The 19,829-nt window shown below is 55.2% G+C and carries 15 protein-coding genes, 1 other RNA gene and 1 pseudogene; 6 read left to right on the top strand and 11 right to left on the bottom strand.

Features of this window, described 5'->3' with window-relative positions:
- The first annotated feature begins 212 nt into the window (after positions 1-212).
- A pseudogene (locus ABH912_RS16465) lies at positions 213-579 on the top strand (histone-like nucleoid-structuring protein, MvaT/MvaU family).
- A 52-nt stretch (positions 580-631) separates the two neighbouring features.
- Here the strand turns inward: ABH912_RS16465 and ABH912_RS16460 are convergent.
- Both ABH912_RS16460 and ABH912_RS16455 read right to left on the bottom strand, forming a co-directional pair.
- Positions 632-1,249, bottom strand: coding sequence for a DJ-1/PfpI family protein (locus ABH912_RS16460; RefSeq protein ID WP_429511131.1), 618 nt, complete (start codon positions 1,247-1,249; stop codon positions 632-634).
- Positions 1,250-1,723: 474 nt separating this feature from the next.
- Positions 1,724-3,277, bottom strand: coding sequence for a PLP-dependent aminotransferase family protein (locus ABH912_RS16455; RefSeq protein WP_429511130.1), 1,554 nt, complete (start codon positions 3,275-3,277; stop codon positions 1,724-1,726).
- 130 nt (positions 3,278-3,407) lie between these two features.
- Between ABH912_RS16455 and ABH912_RS16450 the strand changes: the two genes are divergently transcribed.
- The 5 genes from ABH912_RS16450 (at position 3,408) to ABH912_RS16430 (ending at position 8,603) form a co-directional block, all read left to right on the top strand.
- Positions 3,408-4,301, top strand: a complete 894-nt coding sequence (locus ABH912_RS16450; protein ID WP_429511129.1) for a dihydrodipicolinate synthase family protein — start codon at positions 3,408-3,410, stop codon at positions 4,299-4,301.
- Between the two features lie 192 nt (positions 4,302-4,493).
- Positions 4,494-5,273, top strand: a complete 780-nt coding sequence (locus ABH912_RS16445; RefSeq protein ID WP_429511128.1) for an aldolase — start codon at positions 4,494-4,496, stop codon at positions 5,271-5,273.
- Between the two features lie 237 nt (positions 5,274-5,510).
- Entirely contained in the window at positions 5,511-6,695 is a 1,185-nt protein-coding gene (gene metC, locus ABH912_RS16440; RefSeq protein WP_429511127.1) for a cystathionine beta-lyase, read from the top strand.
- Between the two features lie 504 nt (positions 6,696-7,199).
- Positions 7,200-7,952 carry an alpha/beta fold hydrolase gene (locus ABH912_RS16435; RefSeq protein WP_429511126.1) on the top strand — a complete coding sequence of 251 codons (753 nt, stop codon included), beginning with the start codon at positions 7,200-7,202 and terminating at the stop codon, positions 7,950-7,952.
- A gap of 321 nt (positions 7,953-8,273) precedes the next feature.
- Entirely contained in the window at positions 8,274-8,603 is a 330-nt protein-coding gene (locus tag ABH912_RS16430; RefSeq protein ID WP_429511125.1) for a DHCW motif cupin fold protein, read from the top strand.
- Between the two features lie 503 nt (positions 8,604-9,106).
- Here ABH912_RS16430 and ABH912_RS16425 read toward each other — a convergent pair.
- The 9 genes from ABH912_RS16425 to ABH912_RS16385 form a co-directional block, all read right to left on the bottom strand.
- Complete coding sequence (locus tag ABH912_RS16425) at positions 9,107-10,363, bottom strand: integrase domain-containing protein (RefSeq protein ID WP_429511124.1); 1,257 nt, start codon at positions 10,361-10,363, stop codon at positions 9,107-9,109.
- 186 nt (positions 10,364-10,549) lie between these two features.
- Positions 10,550-10,943, bottom strand: a transfer-messenger RNA (tmRNA) gene (gene ssrA, locus ABH912_RS16420).
- A gap of 95 nt (positions 10,944-11,038) precedes the next feature.
- On the bottom strand, positions 11,039-11,317 hold the full coding sequence (locus tag ABH912_RS16415; protein WP_033058156.1) for a hypothetical protein: 279 nt from the start codon (positions 11,315-11,317) through the stop codon (positions 11,039-11,041).
- 297 nt (positions 11,318-11,614) lie between these two features.
- Entirely contained in the window at positions 11,615-11,887 is a 273-nt protein-coding gene (locus ABH912_RS16410) for a hypothetical protein (protein WP_033058154.1), read from the bottom strand.
- A gap of 119 nt (positions 11,888-12,006) precedes the next feature.
- The gene (locus tag ABH912_RS16405) at positions 12,007-14,826 is read right to left on the bottom strand and encodes an FAD-binding and (Fe-S)-binding domain-containing protein (RefSeq protein WP_429511123.1); all 2,820 of its coding nucleotides are present in this window, start codon (positions 14,824-14,826) and stop codon (positions 12,007-12,009) included.
- The gene (locus ABH912_RS16400) at positions 14,823-15,494 is read right to left on the bottom strand and encodes a LutC/YkgG family protein (protein WP_429511122.1); all 672 of its coding nucleotides are present in this window, start codon (positions 15,492-15,494) and stop codon (positions 14,823-14,825) included. Before ABH912_RS16400 ends, ABH912_RS16405 begins: the two co-directional genes overlap by 4 nt.
- A complete protein-coding gene (locus ABH912_RS16395) occupies positions 15,494-16,948 on the bottom strand; it encodes a LutB/LldF family L-lactate oxidation iron-sulfur protein (RefSeq protein ID WP_033058150.1) in 1,455 nt (484 codons plus the stop codon). Before ABH912_RS16395 ends, ABH912_RS16400 begins: the two co-directional genes overlap by 1 nt.
- Positions 16,945-17,769 carry a (Fe-S)-binding protein gene (locus ABH912_RS16390; RefSeq protein WP_033058148.1) on the bottom strand — a complete coding sequence of 275 codons (825 nt, stop codon included), beginning with the start codon at positions 17,767-17,769 and terminating at the stop codon, positions 16,945-16,947. The genes ABH912_RS16395 and ABH912_RS16390 overlap by 4 nt, the downstream gene beginning before the upstream one ends.
- 151 nt (positions 17,770-17,920) lie before the next feature.
- A complete protein-coding gene (locus ABH912_RS16385; protein ID WP_033058145.1) occupies positions 17,921-19,612 on the bottom strand; it encodes a lactate permease LctP family transporter in 1,692 nt (563 codons plus the stop codon).
- Positions 19,613-19,829 lie beyond the last annotated feature (217 nt).

The raw sequence follows: 19,829 nt of genomic DNA, 5'->3' as shown, positions 1-19,829 counted from the left end.
AACGCGCTGAATACCTCGAAAACTGAGAGTCGAGAGGATTGGCCACGTGGAGTGAAATTTCGCAGCAAAACTGGATTATTCCAAATTATGGCTCAGCCGTAATTACTGCTGAGTCATAGTTTTCGGCTGCTAGCTCAGTTGTCGCCAGCAGCCCGTATTGCACTGGTCGATTTGCAATATACTGTTAGGCAACTACTGAAAAGAGATTTCTCATGTCTAAATTAGCTGAATTCCGCCAGCTCGAAAAACACCTCGCCGAGCAGCTCCAAGCTCTTGAAGCGCTGAAAGCGCGACGCGGGCCTCAAGAAAGAAATCGAATTTGAAACCAAGCTGCGCGCTCTGCTTGCCGAGTACGGTTACAGCCTGCCGAACGTGATCAACCTGCTTGATCCGAAGTCTGGTCGTCGCGCTCCAGCAGCCGAGCCCAAGACCGGGACTCGCAAACCGCGCCAGGTTAAGGTCTACAAGAACCCGCACACTGGCGAGATCATCGAAACCAAAGGTGGGAATCACAAAGGCCTAAAAGAATGGAAAGCAGAGCACGGCTCCGCGACAGTTGAGTCCTGGCTGACCAAGTGATTTTATTTGAGTACAAAAGGGCCCTTCGAGGGCCCGTCTTTTTTGATGGCGTTTAAAGAGCGATTTGTTTCTGGGGCAAGTAGGGGGTGATGTTGCGCATTGCGCGCTTAACGTAGTCTTCCTTTTCGCCTACCGGCGCTACGTAATGCATTGCACTCTCTGCTGCTTCAATGCCTTCCAAGCGGGCGATAATCCAGGTGGCCAGATATTGGGAAGCAAGGCACCCACCCGCAGTGGCAAGGTTACCTTGGGCGAAAAATGCTTGATTGAGAATTTCGATACCTGCTTCCTGAACCCAAGGTTTCGTCGTGAGATCCGTGCAGGCAGGAATACCATCGAGCAGCCCGAGCTTTGCCAGAATCAACGTTCCGGAGCACTGAGCGGCCAACAATTGCCTTTTAGGATCAAGTTTCAATTGCGCCATGAGCGCAGGGTCAGCGACCACTTCTCGTGTTTGCATGCCACTGCCGACGATAACGGCGTCCGCCTTGCTCGCTTCTGAAAGCGACACATGGGATTCGATGACAACCCCGTTCATGGAGCGAACTTTGGCTGTTGGGCTGGCAATTGATACACGCCAGCCAGGCTTCTTGATTCGATTTAGAATGCCCAAGGCGATGAGCGAGTCGAGTTCGTTGTAGCCTTCAAAAGTAAGAATTGCGACGTGCATGCTGTTTTCTTCCTCTGCATATGGTCAGGAATGGAACGTGAAGCAGGTACGCCACAACGGCGAGCGTCGGCTGCTCAAGTCAGGCTTGAAAAAAGCATGCTATGGAGTGCATGCAAGGCAATCAAATTATTGTCATGGATACATCTTCAAGTTCCGCTTTCCAGGGCCGTAGCCTGGCTTTTACAGTTTCCAGACCCGATCTGCCATTCCATGTGGGCACGCCAGCCATCCAACACCTTCGGATGTTTCTTGAGTGAGCGCTTTTGGTTCCTTCTTGTCATCCAGGATCGAATCCATTACGTGATTCTCTTCCACTACGCCGAATTGACCCTCGTGCTGAAGCAAGACTGACCCACCTCTAAATCTGCAAAAATCTCCCATAGGCAATGGTTCTATAGGAACAAACTGGGTCAGTGACGTCTTGGCAGTTGGGGGGGCGTCAGCGACAACAGGCTGGGGACACTTGGAGCAAGATCATTCAGCAGGGTTCTGCGCAGCCAGCGTGATGACGTATGCAAGACGCCGGGTGGCAGATTCAATTTCTTCAGGGCTGAACCCACCCAAGCCCAAAATCACCCCTGGGCGGCCATTGCCACCGGCGTACATTGTGGACACCGCACGTACTGATACTTGATCTTCTGAGGCTTTCAAGGCAACCCACTTATCATCGATGTCGTCCCTTAGCCATAGAACCAAATGCATACCCTGATCACTGGGTTCCAGCCATGCAAGGTTGTGGGGGATCAGCTTATTTACGGCCTCGATTATTTGCCTGTGAATATCCGCATACACTCCGCGAATTCTCCGGATGTGTCGATCCAAATGTCCCTCTGCGATGAATGCCGCGAGAACATGCTGATCAGCATTGGCAGGGTGCCTATCCATCAGGACTCTTGCCCCACAAAAGGCTTGCACCAGGCATGGTGGAACGATTGCGTATCCGAGCCGTAAAGATGGGAACAATATTTTGCTGAATGTTCCTAAGTAGATGACGCGCTCGGGGTCTAGTCCCTGTAAGGACGGAAAGGGATGGCCTGCATAACGCAACTCACCATCATAATCGTCCTCGACAATCCAGGAGTTTGAAGCTCTGGCCCATGACAACAAAGCATTGCGTCTGGCCATGCTCATCGGCATGCCGAGCGGGTATTGATGTGATGAGGTCACGAAGGCTGCACGGGCCTGGGGGCATTGCTCTATTCCGCTTTCAACATTCAAACCCTCAGCATCAACAGGGACGCGGATCATTTGATTCGTATGGCCTGCACTTTCCAAAATCGCGGTGATACCCCGGTAGGCCGGATCCTCCACCCACGCAAAATCCCCGACATCAAGAAGCACCTGGCAAGCGAGGTATAGGCCCTGTTGCGTGCCGGATGTGATGATGACTTGGTTCGCTTCACATCTGACAGATCGTGACTTGCGCACGTAATCGGCTACGGCTTCCCGTAGCTCAAGGGCGCCCTTCGGATCGCCGTATCCCGATGGCGCTCCTGGGCCTCGCGCCCTTATACGATTACCAAGGCGGCGCCAAATATCGTCAGGAGCAGCTTTACCGATCGGGACAGAGACTGAGAATGGAATCTGAGGAGCTGCTCCAAATTGCTGGGCCACTTGAGCGAACCTCTCGATTCGCGCAGAGGGCGTCCACGGCAGTGTTTCAGTTGGCGTACTTTCCTTCTGGTTGCTAGTTGGAGGCACGTCGACCAAAGAACGGGCAACCCGCGTGCCCGCTCTACCTTGCGATTCCAAGAAGCCCTCTGCGATCAGCTGCTCAAATGCCTCGATAACGGTGCCTCGGGCAATCGTCAGCGATTTGGCGAGAATGCGTGTCGATGGAAGGAGTTCGCCCGGTTTAACGTCGCCCCTGCGGATCGCAGATCTCAGAGCTTGCGCAAGCTGTCGTCCTAATTGGCCTGTGGTTCGATCCAGAGCGCCTAGCGATGGAATTTCAACAACATTCGCTTTTCTTGCCATCAATTCTGGCTCATTAATTCTGTTAGATATTGGCTCTATACCATAGGCCAATTAATCAACACAATTTGAATGAAGGTCTTATCAGCACTGCCGAAGACCTTGACTGATCTGATGTCTCTGTAGTGCCAAAGCAATACAAACGCACAACTTTTCCACTTCAACCACCGCAGGAGTCTCAACAATGTTCTCCGGTCTCAGTGCATTTCCATTGACCCCCATGGATGAAAGCGGCCTTGACGAAACGGCCTATATCCGATTGATCGAGCGCCTTGCGACTGCCGGTATTGACTCCATTGGAGCCCTCGGTTCGACCGGCAGTTATGCATATCTGACTCATGCAGAGCGGCTGCGAACCGCACAGCTTGCGGTGAAGCACGCAGGCGACGTTCCGGTAATCGTTGGTATCGGTGCGTTGCGCACTCGAGACGTACAGGCTCTGGCGGAACAGGCGCAGAAAGCTGGAGCAAGCGCCGTTCTGCTCGCCCCAGTGTCTTACCAGAAGCTGACTGCTGACGAGGTATTTGGGCTCTATGAAGCAGTGACGCGTGATCTGTCTGTACCACTTTGCGTGTATGACAATCCCTACACTACCCACTTCGAGTTCAGCGACGAACTACATGGGCGTATCGCGCAACTGCCTAATGTGGGCTCTATCAAGATCCCGGCGGTACCGGCAGATCTAGATGCTGCCAGGGCACGAGTTGATCGCCTTCGTGCATTGATACCCGTCAATGTGACCATCGGTGTCAGTGGTGATGCTTCGGCTGTGACTGGGTTGAATGCCGGTTGCGACGCTTGGTACTCCGTAATCGGAGGATTGCTACCAGACTTGGCGGTGGCAATTACACGCGCTGCACAAGCAGGGAATTGGCAGGAAGCTGCTCGGCTGTCGGAGAAGTTACGGCCTTTATGGACGTTGTTTGGCAATCACGGAAGCCTCCGAGTCGTGGCGGCGATGGCCGAGTTGCTGAACGTGGTAAGCCGACCATGTTTGCCGCTGCCCCTGAAAGCGTTGGAGGGCAATGATCGGAAAATTGTCGCCACGTTGTTGAAAGAATTGGAGCTGGAGCGATAGTTCGCACTTCACTTGTGCTAGGCGACAGGTTTTCCGCGACTTGGGCACGCAAACGATGTCGTGCTCCAGTCCATCCGACAGGATGCGTCCGGTAAAACAGATACAGGCAAAAAGTTGTACGAAGTGGCAACCTGAATTGTTTTCGCGCTTGGAGAAAAGCTGGTGTCGAAGGCACCTCCTCGAGGAGATAGTATGGACTTACGAAGCAAAGAATATTTCGACGACCGTGCCACACGAGAGATGAAGGAACATCTGAAACCCCAACAGCGTTCAATACAGGAACAGCTTGCCTACGCATGTCGCATCCTCGCCATGACAGGTCAGGAAGCTGGTTTGGCTGGCCAGATCAGTGCTCGTTCGGAACGGCCTGATGCCTACTGGACATTGCGTTTCGGCTTGGGGTTCGACGAAGCGACAGCAGGAGACTTTATCGAGGTTGACCGTGACCTGAATACCCTTACGGGATCCGGGATGGCAAACCCTGCTACGCGTTTCCACCTGTGGGTCTATGAAGCGCGTCCTGATATCCAGAGCATCATTCACACCCACTCTCCTTGGGTATCTGCTTTGGTCGCCGCGCGCCAGCCCCTGATCGTTTCTCAAATGGATATGACACCCTTCCACAACGATTGCGCTTTTCTGAGCGAATGGCCAGGCGTCCCGATTGCCGATCACGAAGGCGTAGTCATTTCCGCCGCCCTTGGAAAAAAGCGCTCCATCCTGCTCGCGCACCACGGTCAACTCACCACCGGGAACATCCAGGAAGCTACTTACCTCTGTGTGTATCTCGAGCGCGCAGCACGCATGCAGGTTCGTGCTCGGGTGTTCGGCCCATTGGAACCGCTGGATGATGCCTTGGCAAGTGAGGCTCACGATTACCTCCTGAAGCCTTCGATTGTTAACGGAACGTTTGACTATTGGTGTCGCCAGGTAGATTCCATGCGGGAAAAACAAGTCGATTCACCCCGATAGCCGTTGATGCTCCTGAAATGGCTGTTGCTGCGAACTAATTGAATGTTCGTGGATGGACGTTCCGCATCATGTGCCTAAGTGTTAGCTCTCCGACACTTAGATGCATGCGGGTTGTCATGAGGCGCCGTTGTCAAAATCATTAAATATCACATCGTACCAGTCTGGGTGTATTTAGATGCACCAGAGGACTTGGCGGTAAGGCAGCTGTTAAACTTAATCAGTTCGCTGAGGTCGATTATGGACTCTCGCAAAAATATCTCGAAATTTAGCATCGGCACTCAACTTACAATGCTCGGAAGAAATCCTGATGAGCAGTCAGGCTTTGTCAATCCTCCGCTCTACAAAGGCTCCACCGTCATCTATAAAACGCTTGAGGATATAGAGCTTAAGCGCAACCGTTTTCATTATGGAACCTGCGGTACTCCAACGATTGCAAACCTAGAAGATGCATGGACACAGCTAACTGGTGCGGCGGGCACTGTTCTGTCGCCATCAGGATTGGGTTCCGTGGCTTTAGCACTATGGAGTTTAACTAAGGTAGGCGATCACATACTGATGCCAGACACCATCTATCGACCATCTCGAGTTTTTTGTGATGGTTTTCTCGCTAAATTTGGTGTCCAGACGAGCTATTATGATCCCTTGATTGGTTATGACATTGAGGCACTCGTAAAAAACAATACCACGGTTATTTTCATGGAGTCGCCTGGCTCTCAAACGATGGAGATCCAAGATATCCCCGCCATTGTCCAAGTGGCAAAAAAATATGGCATTAAGACTATCTTGGATAATACGTGGGCCACGCCAATTTTCTTTAATGCCCATGCTCATGGGATTGATATATCTGTCGAGGCAGGCACCAAATACCTTGGAGGACACTCCGATATTCTGCTTGGACTAGCATCCGCCAATGAAGAGTGCTGGCCTGCACTCAGAGCTACGTACGATGCAATAGCAATGCTGCCTGGTGCTGATGATTGTATTTTGGCATTGCGCGGTTTACGTACAATGCATTTGAGGTTGAAGGAGGCTGAGAAGAAGGCCATAGAACTCGCTGCCTGGCTTCAAAAGTGTCCAGAGATCGAAAAGGTGCTACATCCAGCATTTGAAGGATGTCCAGGGCACGAACTCTGGAAACGTGACTTTACCGGGTCATCCGGGTTGTTTTCTGTCATTTTAAACAAGAAGTACTGCAAAAAAAGCCTAAGCAACATGCTTGATAATATGTCTGTTTTTAGTATGGGGCTTTCATGGGGTGGCTTCGAAAGTTTGATCGTGCCGTTCAACTGCCAATCGTACAGAACGGCGACTGATTGGTTGGAAACTGGGTACGCCTTGCGTATTCAAGTTGGGCTGGAAGACATCAATGATCTGAAGCACGATCTCACCTTGGGCTTTGAACGACTCAACAGGGAGGGGTAACACCGGCTTGCTATCTCGATGCAAGAGCAAGTCCGAATACGCTGATTAGTGCATAAGAATTAGAAACCTTACAGATAGCGTTTTAATAAAAATAATTACTGATGCTCCGCATTAGACTTTTGTTAGTACCACCAACAACATTGGTTAAGGACTAGCGCCCAAGGGTGCGCTTAATCGAAATGCATGGGGTGTGTACAAATCAAGTGGCAAAGCGAAAAAAGGTGCTTGTGTTAACACCGACGCCAAATTGACCACGGGCGGATGCAAGACTGCCTCACCTCTGAATTTGCACAAGTCACGCATAGGCAATGGTTCGAGAAGAACAGATTGGGTCAGTGACATCGGCAACTGGATCAATTTGACGTGGGCACCAACGGTTCAACGCACCCGACATGAAAAATCATAGTTTTCATCGCAGTAGCATTGACGGAGAACAGGTTGGCCGAACAAGATGCATTCGTGGCTTACTCGAATAGGAACTCAAAATACTAATTGGAGATATAGATGCTTCAATCAACTCGCATAGTTTTTATTCACGGCTTAATCGGCCCACTCAAGGAAACCATCCTGATGGAGGGGGCGAAGTTTACGCAAATGCTCGCTCCTGACATGCTCGGCTACGGCTCCTTGGCAAAAGTCGATCCGGCGATGATTAGCCTAGATGCTCAGGTCGAGTATCTTCATAAGGAAATGAATGCAGTCTCTGCACCACATGACCGCTGGTACCTCGTAGGGCACTCGGTCGGTGGTGCAATTGCTGCGCTTTTTGCCGCAGCGTACCCGGATCGCGTGGAAGCCGTGATAAGTGTTGAAGGCAACTTCACGTTGGATGACGCCTTTTGGTCGCAAAAGCTGGCAAAGATGCCACTCGAAGAAGTCGAGGCCAAGTTGGCGAATGACCGTTCAAAACCTGAAAAATGGCTGCATGGAGCTGGAGTTAAACCAACCGAGGCAACCTTGTTGGCTGCGATAACCTCTCTTTCCTTTCAGCCGGCGAGCACGCTTCAACAAATGGCAGCCTCAGTCGTTGATATCACGGGCGCCCCAGCCTACCTGAATGGAATCAAAGGCTGGGTTGATGACATTCCGCTCCATCTTATTGCAGGCGAACGATCAGCCAATGGATGGCACATTCCCGCCTGGGTCAAAGAGAAAGCCGCGTCATACCGAGTAATGAAAAATTGTGGCCATCTGATGATGCTTGAGGATGCCCACCAATTTTCGTCCGCAATCACCTCCATCATCGAAAAAAAATAAAGCCATCCTAGATCGCCAGTAGCCTAAATGCTGCTGTCGATATGTTGCTAAGGTTTCTGGCCGTCACTGCAAAACGCGTGATTTTCCTTCGTCGAGATGGCTTCGCAAGACGCTTACCATTCTCTGCCTGTCACGACCGGCTCAGAGCGTGAAGCGGTCAATGAGTTACCCGCGATAGCAGCACCGAATGGTTATCCAGTGGCAGGCTGAAGGCAGTTTCTCTCACCGCGCCTGTATCCCATAAATGCGGGCCTTCTGTGTCTATCGGCACTATCGCCCGAATGATACGGTCTGCATTTATTGCATTTCGATGAGGCAACAATGGATTTCACTGCAATCCCATTTGGTACCACCGATTGGTCAACGATAGAACCAGTGGCGCATGCCGGTCAGACAGGCACAGCCTATTGGCGTACCTGCCAGTTTGGTTCAGCGCGCGTGCGGATGGTCGAATACAGCCCTGGATATCTGGCCGATCACTGGTGTTGGAGGGGGCACATCCTGTTGTGCCTAGAGGGTCAGTTGCATACAGAACTGGAAGATGGTCGTCAGTTCACACTGACGCCAGGCATGAGCTATCAGGTGGGCAATAATGCTGAGGGACATCGGTCATTCACTACGATCGGGGCGAAGTTGTTCATTGTGGATTAGTCGTGGGGGCGACCTGTAAAACGCACCCACCCAAGCCGTTGGCAGCGGATGCGTCCGCAATCTGGGGTCTGAAATACTCCTGTGCGAATGACTGCTCCTGGCCGATTCTTGCCTGTCGCCACCGACAGCTATGGGGCGGTTGCAGTCCTTCAGTGCTTGGCTGACGCACTCGCGGCTGAGTGGCATCCGCTGACATCCATCAACTGCAAGCGGTTGGTCAGCGCGAATGCGAATGACTGGTCAGTGGCAATGCATTTAGGTGGTCAAATGAGATGTAATTACGCAGAGCCCATGCGAGTGGGAATGCGGAGCCTTCCCGCTCGCGTGGGCTTGGCCGAGAAAGCCCCAAGAGGGAGGCTTGCAACGGCGACAGTCGCCACTTCTGTCGCCATGCTGCAAGCCAGGTATTACGCGGGTTGTCGCCGGTGTCGCCGCTGTCGCCAAATCAACCATCACTCCATCTGGGGAGTCATTTTCGGTTACCGGCGGCATCCGGTGAGCGCTCACCGTATCGGCACGACGTTGTGGTCTCTGGTTTGATTGATCGCAGATGCCGACAGGTTGCCAGTGGCCGCTTTCTGGATGTGCTCGCTCCACCAAGCCATCATCGGACGCCGGCGTTCGATGTAGTCCGCCCGGTTGTAAGCGCTTCGGACTTCGTCCTTGTCGACATGCGCCAGCGCGACTTCGATCAGCTCCGGATCCCACCCATGCTCGTTCAGGATGGTGCTGGCCATGGAGCGCATGCCGTGGCTGACCAAGCGGTCCTGGAAGCCCATGCGTTTCAACGCCATGTTGGCGGTCTGGCTGTTGGCGTGGGTGCGCGGATTCCTATCTGCCGGGAACACGTATTCCCTGTGGCCGCTGTGGGGCTTGAGTGTCTCCAGCAGCCCGAGCGCCTGTTCAGTCAGCGGGATGGTGTGCGGACGACGCTTTTTCATGTGCTCCGGCGGGATGGTCCAAATGCGTTTGTCGAAGTCGATGTCTGCCCATCGGGTGGTCGCCGCTTCGGCAGGACGGGTCATGGTGTGCAGTTGCCATTCGATCAGGCAGCGGGTGATTCGCTTGATGCTGGCGTTCGCGATTTCGATCATGAGCTCGGATAGCTCTTCGGGTCGTAGCGCGGCCATGTTCTCTTTCTTGGGCTTCTTGAAGACCGCCCGAATGCCGCTGAGGGGGTTAGCGAAAATCAGTCCGGAGTTCACCCCGTAAGTCATGATCTCGTTGAGTCGTTGGCTCAGCCGCTTCACTGTTTCGAGGCTGCCTTTGGCCTCAATCGGGCGAAGGAGCTTGATCACCATAGGAGCACTGACCTCAGAGAGCGGCGTCGATTTCATGCTCGGAAAAACATGCAGCGTGAGTGAACGCCAAATGTCCTCGGCGTACGCTGGCGTCACTGAGTCTTTCTTCAGTTCGAACCAGGCGGTGGCTATCTTCTCGAAGGTGTGTTCGGTCTCAGCCAATCTGGCTTGCCTTTGCTCATCGCGCTGGGCTTTGGGATCAATGCCTTGAGCAAGTAGCTCTCGCGCCTCGACTGCTTTCTTCCGAGCATTCGCTAATGAGAGGTCGGGGTATGGACCGAGCGCCATATTAAGACGGCTTCTGGTCAACGGTTCGCGATAATTGAAATTCCACATCATCGAGCCGCTGGCGCGTACTCGAAGCTGCAGGCCGTCGCCGTCGCTGAGGACGAAGTCTTTACCAGTTGCCTTGACTGCCTTGAGCTGGCGATCGGAGAGGCGGGTTGCGTTAGTAGGCATGGGGGCTACCTCCAGCACCGTTTTGGTATCCTGAAAGTAGCATTTGGCAGCCCGGGATACCACCTGGGATACCAAAGCGCCTGGAACTCAGAAATCCTCAAAAGTCCTCGGAAGCCATGGAAGCCGCGTATTTACTGGATTCCAGGCACAAAAAAAGACGTCCGTGGACGTCTTTAGATGATGAAGTGGTGGAGCCGGGGGGATTTGAACCCCCGTCCGCCAGTACTCCGCTGTCGGTACTACATGCGTAGCCGTGTCTATTAAGTTAACCCTCAGCGACCCGACGGGCAGGGTGCTTTGGGCGAGTTGTGTAAGTTTTAGCCGCTTCGTCCACAACGTACTGCACGGCGATTCTGTTCTATATGACAATCACTTTGGGTTTACAGACATCCCCTGATGATTGCTGGACCCGAAGGTACCAGGAGGGAAGGGCTAAGGCTGCTTACGCAGCGAGAGCGTATTCCCCGTAGGTTTCGTCATTGGCAACTATAGAAAGTTGCAACAGTGGATTTACGAGTTCTGTTACCAACTCGGCATGCACCTAAAGTTTCGCAACCGGCGTCGAATCCTAAACGGCCCCGAGCCTGTTGCTCTGTGAATCAAAGTGAGCAACAAGCACGCGCAGTGTACGCCAACACGCCTCAGAAGGCCAACCCGAAGGTTGGCTCCAGCAGATTATGGGGTCGGTTGATTGCTCAGGTTGTTAGCGAGAGACAATCCCTGGGTGGCCTCGGTGACGCATTTTTTGTCGTCGCCGGAGGCTTTTGAAGCTTCGGCGCTGGACATCAGTCTTTTGACCTCCATGGCGGTGTTGCTGGAGGTCACCGGCAATGACGTCACTTTGTTTTTGAGCTCTTGCAGCTTGCTCGTACAAAGGTCGTTGTCCGCAGCAAATACGGGGGAGGCCAACATTGCAGCAGAGATGAACAGACCAGCGAGTGCGGTACGTTTCATGGATATCACCTTGAGCTGATGGTCTCGGTGCTGCCGTATGTGCGGGCGGCTCGGCCGAGGTCGGAAAATAAGCCACGATTGAAGAGGCCTACTTAAAAGACTACGGCACGACGCAAGAATTCGGTTTTGGCAGAAGGGCTATGAAAAAATTGTTTGATAGAAACAATGGCATTAAAAGTGGGCACACATGGCCAACCGCAGATGCAACAAAACCCGCGATTGGCGGGTTTTGGTTTGCTTCATATTGGGTGCCACCGTGGGCCACAAGCCCAACCCGAAGGTTGGCCAAGTGCTGGATTACTTCGCACCTTTGTTCGCGTTCTTGATTTGCTGGATAGTTTGTTCGGTCTCGGCGATGCAGTCATCAGTCCCTTCCTTGGTGCCTTTTGCCTGATCGGCTTTGGCTTTTTTGACGCTGTCCATTACCTGATCAGTCATCTCCGGAGGTGTCTGTGCCTTGGCATTTTCGATGGTTTTCAAGTTGACCGCACAGAGGTCTTCAGCGGCAAACGAGGTGGACGCCATCAGCGAGACAGTAACGAACAGACCTAACAGTACAGAACGTTTCATGAGTATCTCCTTGAACTGAGGGTCCAGGCATCGCTGGCCATCAGGACGGGCTGCCGAGTTTGGGTAAAGCCCGGTAACGGCCGGGCTAATTCTGTGGACTATGGCAGCGCATCAGGGTTCTATTTTTCTTGCATAACCCTCGCCTGCGTTACCCGATCCACCAAATAGACTAGCCCGTGATAATCAATTCCACCGTGTTGCGTCAGACCGATCTCACACGTACGGCTGGTAGAAATCCCCTCGCTACACTGCTGAACCGCATCCTTGAGCGTGCGCAGCGAATGAGCATTCAGTTCAGGCGTGGTGAAGCCCTTGTCGCCGGCAAACCCACAGCAATGAATGCCTTCAGGGATAACCACGTTTTTGCTGCACTTGCGCGCCAGATCGATCAGCGCCTGACTTTCCCCAAGGTGCTGGGTGCTACAGGTGACGTGCACTGCGATTGGCGCTTCCTGCGGCGTGAAATCCAGACGATCCATCAGATGTGTACGAATGAAACGCACCGGGTCGTACAGGTCCAGTCGCACATCGCCCAGGTCCTGAACCAGTCTTAACGTACACGGACTGGTGTCGCAATAAATCGGATCGAGCCCACCGCGACTGGCGTGCAGCAAGGCACCGATCAGTTCCTGGCGTTTGTGTTCGGCCTGTTCGGCGTAGCCCTTGGAGGCGAACGGTTGCCCGCAGCAGAGGTTGTCCAGGTTGTCCGGGAAGACCACTTGGTAGCCGGCTTTTTCCAGCAGCCCACGGGTTTTGTCGTACAGCGACATTTGCTCTTTATCACCCGCTGCCGGGCCCATTGCCCGCGATACGCAGGCCGCGAGGTACACCACTCGAGGGCGTTCGTCCGACACCGTCGGGCTGAAGCGAATGGCTTTTTCCGGTTGCGGCATGGCGTTGGTCCACTGCGGGACCTGACCTTTGGATAGGCGCGTTAATGTCGCCGAAAGCTTTGCCAATCGTGGCGCCCCCAGCAGCATTCGCGCACCGTTGGCCACGTGCAGGGTGAAACGCGCGCCTTGCAACGCAGTGGCAAAATTACCTTCCAGCCAATTGGCGGTTTTCGTATGAGTTGCCTTCCGGCTGCGGAGCTTTTTCACCAGCTCGCCGGTGTTGATTCCCACAGGGCAACGCTGCGCACAGAGGCCGGTGGCGGCGCAGGTGTCGATGCCTTGGTATTCGTAAGCGGCTTCGAGTTCGGTGGTGTCCACGCCAGCGCGTTTCTTCGCCTGAATGTCACGCCAGATCACGATGCGCTGGCGCGGGCTCAGGGTAAGGCCTTTAGACGGGCAGACCGGTTCGCAGAAGCCGCATTCGATGCACTTATCCACAATCTCATCGGCGGCCGGCAACGGCTTCAGGTGCTTGAGGTGGATCTGCGGATCCTCGCTGAGCACCACGTCCGGGTTGAGAATGCCGTTGGGGTCGAGCAGACGTTTAAGCTGCCACATCAACTGGTAGGCATCGCTGCCCCACTCCAGTTCGACAAAGGGCGCCATGTTGCGGCCGGTGCCGTGTTCAGCTTTCAACGAGCCGCCGAACTCCACCGCCACCAACTGCGCCACGTCGTCCATGAACGCCTGATAGCGTGCGACTTCTTCCGGGTTGTTGAAGCCTTGAGTGAAGACGAAATGCAGATTGCCTTCCAACGCGTGTCCGAAAAGGATCGCTTCGTCGTAGTGATGTTTGTCGAACAGTTCGATCAAACGGTTTACGCCGATGGCCAGTTGTTCCACCGGGAAGGTCACGTCTTCGATGATCACCGTGGTGCCGGTTTTGCGCACGGCGCCGACGGCAGGGAAGGTGTCTTTACGGATCGCCCAGAGCCGAGCGTTTTCCACCGGGTCTTCGGTGAAGTCGACTTGTTTTTCCACCGGGAAAGAAGTCAACGACGCCATGATGTGCGCCAGTTGTTCCTGTAACAACGTGGACGATGCTGCGCGGGATTCGATCAGCAGCGCACAGGCATTGTTCGACAGCTGTTGTACGAAAGCCGGCATGCCGGGTTTGTCCTGCACTGAACGCAGACTGCGTCGGTCCAACAGTTCGACGGCCGACACCGGTTGGCTTTTCAGTACAGTCACGGCGTTGCAGCAGGTCTCCACATCTGGGAATACGATCAGTGCCGAGGCCTTGTTCGGATGGTCAATCACCGTGTCGTAAGTGACCGCGCTGATGAAACCGAGGGTGCCTTCGGAGCCCACCAGCAAGTGGCTCAAGATATCCACAGGCTCGTCGAAATCCACCAGCGCATTCAGTGACAGCCCGGTGGTATTTTTCAGACGGTATTTGTGGCGAATTCTTGCAGCCAGTTCGGCATTGGCGCGGGTCTCGCGGCCCAACGTTGCCAGGCGTTCAAGCAGCGAAGCGTGGCTCTCACGAAACGCCACAACACTCGCCGCATCTTCGGTATCGAGACGGCTGCCGTCGGCCAGCACCAGACGAATGCCAGCCAACGTGTGATAGGTGTTTTGCGCGGTGCCGCAGCACATGCCGCTGGCATTGTTGGCGACGATGCCGCCGATTTTACAGGCATTGATCGACGCCGGATCCGGGCCGATCTTGCGCCCAAACGGTGCCAGCCATGCGTTGGCCTGTGCACCGATCACACCCGGTTGCAGACGGATTTGCGTACCTTGCCCACGGATCTCGCGACCGTTCCAGTTATCCCCGAGGACGATCAACACCGAGTCACTGATGGCCTGGCCGGACAGGCTGGTGCCGGCGGCGCGGAAGGTCACCGGGACTTTATCCCGTTGTGCCAGTTTGAGCAGCGCGACGACTTCATCTTCCGATTCGACACGAATCACCAGTTTCGGAATCAGCCGGTAGAAACTGGCGTCGGTGCCGAAGGCCAAGGTCGACAGCGGGTCGTCGAAACGTCGCTCCTGGGGAATCAGTTGCTGCGCATCTCGCAGGAAAGCCGCGGGTAGATTCATTGGTCCTCCAGGATCATGACCACGAGGTCTTTCGGACCGTGAGCGCCGTAAGCCAGGACCTGCTCGATGTCAGCGGTTTTTGAAGGACCGGACACCAGCAGGGCATTGGTCGGCATGCCTTGTGCCCACTCGAACTCCTGCTGCACTTGATAGAAGTTGTCGCGGATTTGACTGGCCTTGAGCAGGGCGAAATGCACCGGCGGCACCAGGCTCATCAAGCGTGGTTCTTCCCGCGTCGGCCAGAGAATCAGACTACCTGTCGCGGCGATTGCGCCCAGTGTGCCGGTCAGGCTGGCCGGCGTGTCGTTGAACAATTCAGTCTTCCATTCTTCAACCGGACGGTCGTAGGCTTTGAGTGTTGGCAAGCCAGGATTTTTCGCCCAGTGCTGAGTGACGCGTTGCCCGTGCGGTGTAGTCGGTGCGATCAACAAACTCGGCAGCTGACGGTCCCGCAACAACTGAGCAAGCAACGAAGGCCAACCTTCGCCGGACGTCAGATGGATTTCGGTGTGTACCGCTTCCATCAGTTTGCGCAGCTGCGGGATGCGTTGCTCGGCGGTGTACGTGTAGGGCGCGGTCACCAGTTCGACGTCGAACTCGTCAGGCACCGACGTGGTGCCTGTCAGACTTTTACGCAATTTGGCGAGGATATTTTGCTTGGCGCTCATCAACGATCTCCCTGTTTGCCCAGATGCTCGCGGGCCATGTCATGCAGTGAGCGGGCAGCGGGTTTCGGTGCGCTGTGATTTTGCGTCCAGGGACCGACGTTGCTCGGCGTCAGCGCACGCAGGCGCGTGGCGAAAAAGCCGAACAGACGATAGAGCGTAGGTGAACTGTTGAGCCTGGCCCAGGCGTTCCAGATAAAGCGTTCCTTGCGCGAATACTTGCTGCCTTGGCCGCGCATCACTTGATGGGGACTGTCAGGGGCTTTGACGTTCTCTTCCCGCAGGCGCCGCAGCAGCGCCGGAATCGGAATTTTTACCGGACAGACTTCACCGCAGGCGCCACACAGCGACGAGGCGCTCGGGTGGTCCGGGACTTTCGCCAGGCCGACCATGTGCGGGGTGATGATTTTTCCGATAGGCCCAGGGTAAACCTCCCCATAGGCGTGGCCGCCGATTCGGGTGTAGACCGGGCAATGATTCATACAGGCGCCGCAGCGGATGCAGTTCAGGGTCTGGCGTAATTCGCTGTCGGCGAAGGCCTGGCTGCGACCGTTGTCGAGCAATACCAGGTGCACTTCCTGAGGGCCGTCGAGCTCATGTTCCTTGCGCGGGCCGGAGATCATGTTGACGTAAGTGGTAATCGGTTGGCCGAGGGCTGAGCGGGTCAGCAGTGACAGCAGTGGCACCACATCGCGCAGGTTTTCCACGACTTTTTCGATGCCGGTGACGGCGATGTGCACCGGTGGCACCGTGGTGGTCATGCGCCCGTTGCCTTCGTTTTCCACCAACAGCAAGGTGCCGGTTTCGGCCACGGCGAAGTTGACGCCGGAGACGCCGATGTCCGCTTCGAAGAATTTCTGCCGCAAGACCTTGCGACCGATCTGAATGAGTTGGTCAACGTCCTTGGTGTATTCCACGCCAAGTTTGTCGTGGAACAAGGACGCGACCTGACCGGCATTCTTGTGGATCGCCGGCATAATAATGTGTGAAGGCTTCTCGTGGTCGAGCTGGACGATGTACTCGCCCATGTCCGATTCCAGGCATTCAATGCCCTGTTCAGCGAGGAAGTGATTCATTTCCATCTCTTCGCTGACCATCGATTTGCCCTTGATCACTTGCCGCCCCTCGTGAGCGCGGATGATCGAGAGGACGATGCCATTGGCCTCGTCCACCGTTTCCGCCCAGTGCACTGTCACACCGTTGCGGGTCAGGTTCTGTTCAAGCTGCTCGAGCAGGTCGGGCAACTTGGATAGAGCACGGGCACGGACCGCATTGCCCAGCACTCGCAAATGTTCTCTTTCGTGGGCATCGCTGAAGGACGCTGCCCGTTTTGTCATCAGCGAATCCATCGCCGTGCGAAAGTTATTTCGCAGTTGCTTGTCACCCAGCGCCTTGTGAGCACGGGTGCGGAAATCTTCTTCTACGGCAACCGTAGGAATAATCGCGGAAGCGTTCATAGAACACCTCCGGTTCGCTGCCAAAGGAAGCTGGCCAGGTGTTGGCCGCGCAACGCTTCCTTCTGTTTCTCCAGCGAGCCGTTGATGTTCATCAGGCAACCGCAGTCGGCACTCAGTACCTTGTGCGCGCCGGATTCCTTCAACGAGCGGGTCTTGTCAGCCACCATCGCGCCGGAAATGTCTGGCATACGGACGCTGAAAGTCCCACCGAAGCCACAGCATTCGCTTTCATGGCTGTGGTCGACTCGCTCCACGTTGCTCAACTGCGCCAATAACTCACGGCCATGCAAGTGGGTGTTCATCTCACGGCGTGCCGAGCACGACGTGTGCAACGCTACTTTGACTGGCTCGCCACTGTCCTTGAGCTGCACCTTGCAGACAAACAACAGAAACTCGGCCAGTTCATAAGTCCGGCCAGCCAGCGCCTGAACCTGTTTCAGCGTGTCCGGCTCGTCCTTGAACAAGTCGGCGTAGTGTTCGCGCAACATCCCGGCACACGATCCCGACGGCACCACCACCGGATAGTCCCCGGCAAACAGCGCCAGTTGCGAGCGTGCCACGGTCCTCGCCTGCTCGGTGTAACCCGAGGTGTAGGCTGGTTGCCCGCAGCAGCTTTGCCCCTGCGGATACTCGACACGAATGCCTTCGCGTTCCAGCAAGTGAATCGCGTCCATCCCGGCTTCAGGGTAGAACAAATCCACGACGCAGGTTCCGAACAGGTAGACCCGTGACGGTTTTTTGCTGGGGTATTGCCGAGGCTCGGGCAGTGGCGGGGCGACTCGGGTCGCGTTCGGCACGGCGTTGTAAAAAAGCTCGCTCATCAGGCGTGTCTCCGGGTGGGCCCGGTTATCCGTCCGCTGAGGCTGCTGAATATAGAGAGGCAAACTTTCAGCAGCCTTACAGACCGGGTAGTGAATAGCTGACGCCGGAATCGTGGTCCGGCGTCGGTTTTTGCTTTTTTTCGTGTAGTACTTAGTGCACCAGCATGCCGGTGAACCAGTAGGCCTGAGCCAAAGTGATCAAGCCGACGATCGTTGCAAAGAACAGGCTGTGCTTGAGGGTGAAACGGAACAGATCCGATTCCTTGCCCACCAGACCGGTCGCGGCGCAGGCGACGGCGATCGATTGTGGCGAGATCATCTTGCCGGTCACGCCACCACTGGTGTTCGCTGCAACCAGCAACACATCGTTCACACCGATCTGGTGCGCAGTAGTCGCTTGCAGCGAACTGAACAGTGCGTTGGACGAGGTATCGGAACCGGTCAGGAACACACCCAGCCAGCCGAGGAACGGCGAGAAGAACGGGAATGCTGCACCAGTGCCTGCCAGAACCAGCGCCATGGTCGAAGACATGCCCGAGTAGTTAGTGACGAAGGCAAAGGCGAGCACCATACCGATGGACAGAATCGGCCAGCGCAGCTCGTAGAAGGTCTCTCTCAAAGTGGTCAGACCAGTTTTGATATTGATCTTCAGTACCAGCATCGAGATCAGTGCGGAGAAGAAAATCGCCGTGCCGGTCGCGGAAATCGGGTCGAGTTTGAACACCGCTGGCATCGCCGTCGGTGCGGTCACGATCGGTGCGATCTTGATCACCATTTGATCCAGGTGCGGGATAGCGAAGTTGAACACCCAGCTATACATCGAGCCACCTGCAGCGAACATGGCCTTGAACGGTTTCAGCGTCCAGATCGTGACCAGCACGGTGAGGATTAGAAACGGCGACCAGGCTTTGAAAATTTCCCCCAAGCTGTAAGGCGAAGCCACGGTGGTGCGCTTCTGGCCGAAACCACCGGTGCTGGCCACCACGGAAGCCGAGACGGCGCCGACGATGTGTGCGCCTGCGGCGCGTTTTGGCTGCCAGACTTTCAGGAACAGGGTCAGAGAAACCAGGCTGACCAGCGCCGAGGTGATGTCCGGCAGCTCCGGGCCAATGAAGTTCGAAGTGAAGTATTGGGTGACGGCAAAGCTCAAACCGGCCACCAGTGCGGCAGGCCAGGTTTCCCGAACTCCACGCAGGCCATCCATCATGAACACCAGCCAGAACGGCACGAACACCGACAACAATGGCAGTTGCCGACCGGCCATGGCGCCGATCTTGAACGCGTCGATACCGGTCACTTGCCCGGCGACGATGATCGGAATCCCCAAGGCACCGAAGGCAACCGGCGCGGTGTTGGCGATCAGGCACAGGCCTGCGGCGTACAGCGGGTTAAAGCCCAGCCCTACCAGCAGGGCGGCAGTAATCGCGACCGGCGCACCAAAACCGGCGGCACCTTCCAGGAAGGCACCGAAGCAGAAGCCGATCAGCAGCACTTGCAGGCGCTGGTCGTCGGTAATCGACAGTACCGAGCTGCGGATCACTTCGAACTGACCACTCTTGACCGTCAGTTTGTAGAGGAACACCGCTGCCACGATGATCCAGGCAATCGGCCACAGACCGTAGGCGAAACCATACCCGGCGGCAGCGAAGGCCATGTCGACCGGCATCTGGAAGGCGAAGATCGCCACGGCAATGGACAAGGCCAGCGTGATACTGCCGGCCACGTGTCCTTTGAGTCGGAACACGGCCAATGCCAGGAAGAAAAACACGATGGGGATAACGGCCGCGAGCGCGGACACGCCGAGACTGCCGAGCGGAGAATAGAGCTGTTGCCAGGTTTGCATATGGGGTGGCCCCTAATTGTTGTTGGTCAGGCACTGGTCAGCGTTCTTGGATAATTGGTAATACCAATTTACAATCGCTGTTGGCTAGGGTAAAAGCGTTGTAGGCGATGTGTCAATTTGCCGTCCTAGAACTTTTGTCGAATGCGTGGTGCAGAAGTCATCTGGTCCGCTCGACCAAATGCCGTCTGGCAGGTGCTGACACAGCCCTGATAGGCCA

It is taken from the genome of Pseudomonas sp. BT76 TE3572 (assembly GCF_050435365.1).
Classification (GTDB): Bacteria; Pseudomonadota; Gammaproteobacteria; order Pseudomonadales; family Pseudomonadaceae; genus Aquipseudomonas; species Aquipseudomonas fluorescens_W.
This window is presented reverse-complemented; position numbering and strand designations above follow the sequence as displayed.